This is a genomic window from Bartonella sp. AD328YNZD (assembly GCF_042196425.1).
Window position 1 is genome coordinate 1 of the sequence record NZ_JBHIQG010000289.1, and the last position, 3,076, is coordinate 3,076.

The 3,076-nt window shown below is 39.8% G+C and carries 4 protein-coding genes and 1 pseudogene; 2 read left to right on the plus strand and 3 right to left on the minus strand.

Annotated features, from left to right (window positions below; translation table 11 throughout):
* Window positions 1-253: 253 nt before the first annotated feature.
* Together ACFIO3_RS10755 and ACFIO3_RS10760 are read left to right on the plus strand one after the other, a co-directional pair.
* Complete coding sequence (locus tag ACFIO3_RS10755) at window positions 254-1,420, plus strand: tyrosine-type recombinase/integrase (RefSeq protein WP_375704443.1); 1,167 nt, start codon at window positions 254-256, stop codon at window positions 1,418-1,420.
* 207 nt (window positions 1,421-1,627) lie between these two features.
* Window positions 1,628-1,828 carry an AlpA family transcriptional regulator gene (locus ACFIO3_RS10760; RefSeq protein WP_015856172.1) on the plus strand — a complete coding sequence of 67 codons (201 nt, stop codon included), beginning with the start codon at window positions 1,628-1,630 and terminating at the stop codon, window positions 1,826-1,828.
* 54 nt (window positions 1,829-1,882) lie between these two features.
* Here ACFIO3_RS10760 and ACFIO3_RS10765 read toward each other — a convergent pair whose 3' ends face one another.
* The 3 genes and pseudogenes from ACFIO3_RS10765 to ACFIO3_RS10775 form a co-directional block, all read right to left on the minus strand.
* Complete coding sequence (locus ACFIO3_RS10765) at window positions 1,883-2,242, minus strand: hypothetical protein (protein WP_375686751.1); 360 nt, start codon at window positions 2,240-2,242, stop codon at window positions 1,883-1,885.
* A 167-nt stretch (window positions 2,243-2,409) separates the two neighbouring features.
* Window positions 2,410-2,811 carry a hypothetical protein gene (locus tag ACFIO3_RS10770; protein ID WP_273791508.1) on the minus strand — a complete coding sequence of 134 codons (402 nt, stop codon included), beginning with the start codon at window positions 2,809-2,811 and terminating at the stop codon, window positions 2,410-2,412.
* Window positions 2,808-3,076 (minus strand): annotated as a pseudogene (locus ACFIO3_RS10775) (hypothetical protein); the annotation flags it as partial. The pseudogene ACFIO3_RS10775 and the gene ACFIO3_RS10770, both read right to left, overlap by 4 nt.

Genomic DNA, 3,076 nt, shown 5'->3' on the forward strand with positions numbered 1-3,076 from the left:
ATAGCTGCAAAAATGCTTTCTTGGATTTGATGAACATACTCATCGGCTATGTCATCAATCTCATCTTGAATGACCGATACAAGATATTGATTTATAATGATAATCTAGCTCTGTTCATATTGAATTAGACCCTCGAATAACGTAGGATTCTCTCATTTCAAATCTGTTTATCTTGAATCAATCAAAACCACTTACTTGCACACCACAAGCGGGGTTGATGTGTGGGTAAAAATTGTACAAGAAAGGAGTAAAAATGGTTCTTATGAATCGTCTTAATGCAAGGGCTGTAGCAACATTGGGAGCTGGTAAATATAATGATGGTGCCGGCTTGCTTCTTCACAAACGTAAAGATGGTGGTGCTCAATGGCTTTATCGTTATACCATTCATGGTCGGCGCCGCGAAATGGGCTTGGGAGCGTTGCGAGATGTTTCTTTAAAACAAGCCCGTGAATTGGCAACTAGGTGGCGGGCTGTTTTACGTGAGGGGCGTGACCCTATTAAAGAACGCAACAAACAAAAGCGTGAGGCAATGCGCAATCTCCATTATTTAAAAGATATTGCTCTAGATGCTTTTGAAAGCCGTAAAGCTGAATTAAAAAATGATGGTGAGTCTTGTAATTGGTTTTTACATTTACGCCTCCATATTCTCCCTAAATTAGGCTGTCTGCCCGTTTCTGAGATTACACAAACAGAGATACGCGATACCCTTGCCCCTATTTGGCATACAAAAGCTGGAACTGCTCGAACAGCACTAATGCGTCTTAATCTTTGTCTCAAACATGCGGCTGCATTAGGGTTAGATGTTGATTTACAAGCTGTAGAAAAAGCACGCGCTCTCTTAGGCAAACAACGTCATAAAAAACAAAGCTTACCAGCCATGGATTGGAGAGATGTGCCGGCTTTTTACCAATTTCTCTGCAAAACAACAACTATAAAACATTTAGCTTTGCGTCTGCTTATCCTGACAGGCGTTCGTACCAACCCTTTGCGTCATATTCGTGAAGATCAGATTGAAGATGATATCTGGACAATCCCTGCTGAAAATATGAAAGGCAAGCGTGATGCCACAACAGAGTTTCGCGTCCCCCTATCATCTGAAGCAATAAAAGTAATTGAACAAGCCCGCTGTATCTCTAAAAGTGATTTCATCTTTTCACTTACCGGTCGTGGTCCTCTTTCACATACGATGATGGCGGCGTATATGAGAAAAAATAAAATTGAAGCTTGCCCCCATGGTTTTCGCTCTAGTTTACGCGATTGGCTAGCAGAAACAACCGATGCCCCCTATGAGGTCGCTGAAACTATTCTAAGTCATACAGTAGGAGGACAAGTAGAGCGCTCCTATCGTCGTACTGACTATCTAGAACAGCGCCGTGTCTATATGGATAAATGGGCGGCTTATGTCACGGGTCAAACCTAAAATATGGGGTGAATAACCCCATTATCTGTGGATAACTTTAGCTCTCTTCTCTCTCATTTTTTCTCAATAAGAGTCATAAATTATCACATCAGAAATTATATGATAAAATATTGTTTTCTATAAATAAAACATCTTTCTAAATGAACCAAAATGTGGTTAATAAATGGGCATGATTTGTTACCATTTTTTGATAGAAAGGAGTTTCGTATGACAGAAAATGATATTCTTTTGACAGACCGTGAAAGTGCAAAATTGCTTCATATGAGTGTCTCAACATTTCGCCGTCATGTAACTAATGGCTCTCTCCCCAAACCCCTAAAATTTGGTTTTTTATCGCGTTGGTTACAATCAGATCTTTTGAATGTCATCGAGCAAGCAAAACAGCAACGTTATAACGACGCGGCATAAAAAGAAAACCTTGTCACGTAAGAACGGACAAGGCTTTCTCTGCTGAAGCAAGACTTAAGGCTGGCATTCAAGTTGTTCTGAATGTTTTTTACAATAAGGGCTATTTAAGCGTCTCTCAACACTTCGCTGAGGCATGACAGCACCAGGACGACATATGGGAAGATTATCCGATTTATGATTTTCACACCAATCTTGTATTGTAAAGCTAGGGCGAAAACCTGATTGCGCCATACACATTTCAATACTGGCAAATTGATTCAAATCTAGCGCCACAACCTTATTAAGGTCCGGTACTCCACATTCTAAAAGTATTTTATTTCTCCATAATGCTGGAGAAAGTGAGGGAATTGAGTTAACACATCCAGTGAAACTTAACAGAGCTATACAACTCAACAGTTTTAAGATTTTCTTCATTATTTCCCTCTTTCAATGGATTTATTTACGATAAAAAGCTCTTAAGCCTGTTGATATTTTCTGTCACCGCTGCTTAAAACAACGGTGAACAATATTGAGATGACAGATTGAGGGAACAATCGCGCCATTCCAAGCAAAGGCAAGGATGGCGGATTGTTGATCATCACTTAAGATTGGCATTCATCCGCATTTTTATATTTTTTACAAAAAGGGCTGTTTAAGCGCTTTTCAACACTTCGTTTCGGAATGACCGCGCCTGGTCGACAAATCGGAAGGTTTTCCCTCCAATGATTCACACACCAAGATGGACCGCCATATCTGTCACGGAATCCTGCTTGAATCATACAAGCATAAATTGTTGCATTATCATTATTGCTGAGCTTTTGATTTTCAGCCTCAAGATAATTAAGATGTGGCATGCCACATTCTAATAAGGCTTTTCCTACCTCGGTAAAGTCTGCTCCTGGCTTGATCCACCCATATACTTCCCCTGGAGGAGATTTGTCCATATCACATCCAGTAATACTTAATAGAATGAGCAGGCTCAATAAGTTAAATCGTATTTTCATTTTTTGTTCCCTGTTCTCGTGGAATAAAATTTTATAAAATCAAATGAACCGTAATCATTTTTACACTTAGCACTTGCATCAGCATAACAATTATGGGTACTAGGATTATAGCCGATGATCGCTCCCCCCATCTCTCTGAGGGGTAGAATTAACGGATGTAATGAATCATATGGTTTGGAACGTACCCCATAAGCCGTAGGCCAATTGTAACCAATCACTGTACTAATGGGGTCTAACATATGACCTTGTATGTAGATATAATTTT

Excerpts from the sequence above, each read along its gene's own strand:
- ACFIO3_RS10755 (WP_375704443.1), top strand. The coding sequence starts at position 254 with ATGGTTCTTATGAATCGTCTTAATGCAAGGGCTGTAGCAACATTGGGA.
- ACFIO3_RS10760 (WP_015856172.1), top strand. The coding sequence starts at position 1,628 with ATGACAGAAAATGATATTCTTTTGACAGACCGTGAAAGTGCAAAATTG.
- ACFIO3_RS10765 (WP_375686751.1), bottom strand. The coding sequence starts at position 2,242 with ATGAAGAAAATCTTAAAACTGTTGAGTTGTATAGCTCTGTTAAGTTTC.
- ACFIO3_RS10770 (WP_273791508.1), bottom strand. The coding sequence starts at position 2,811 with ATGAAAATACGATTTAACTTATTGAGCCTGCTCATTCTATTAAGTATT.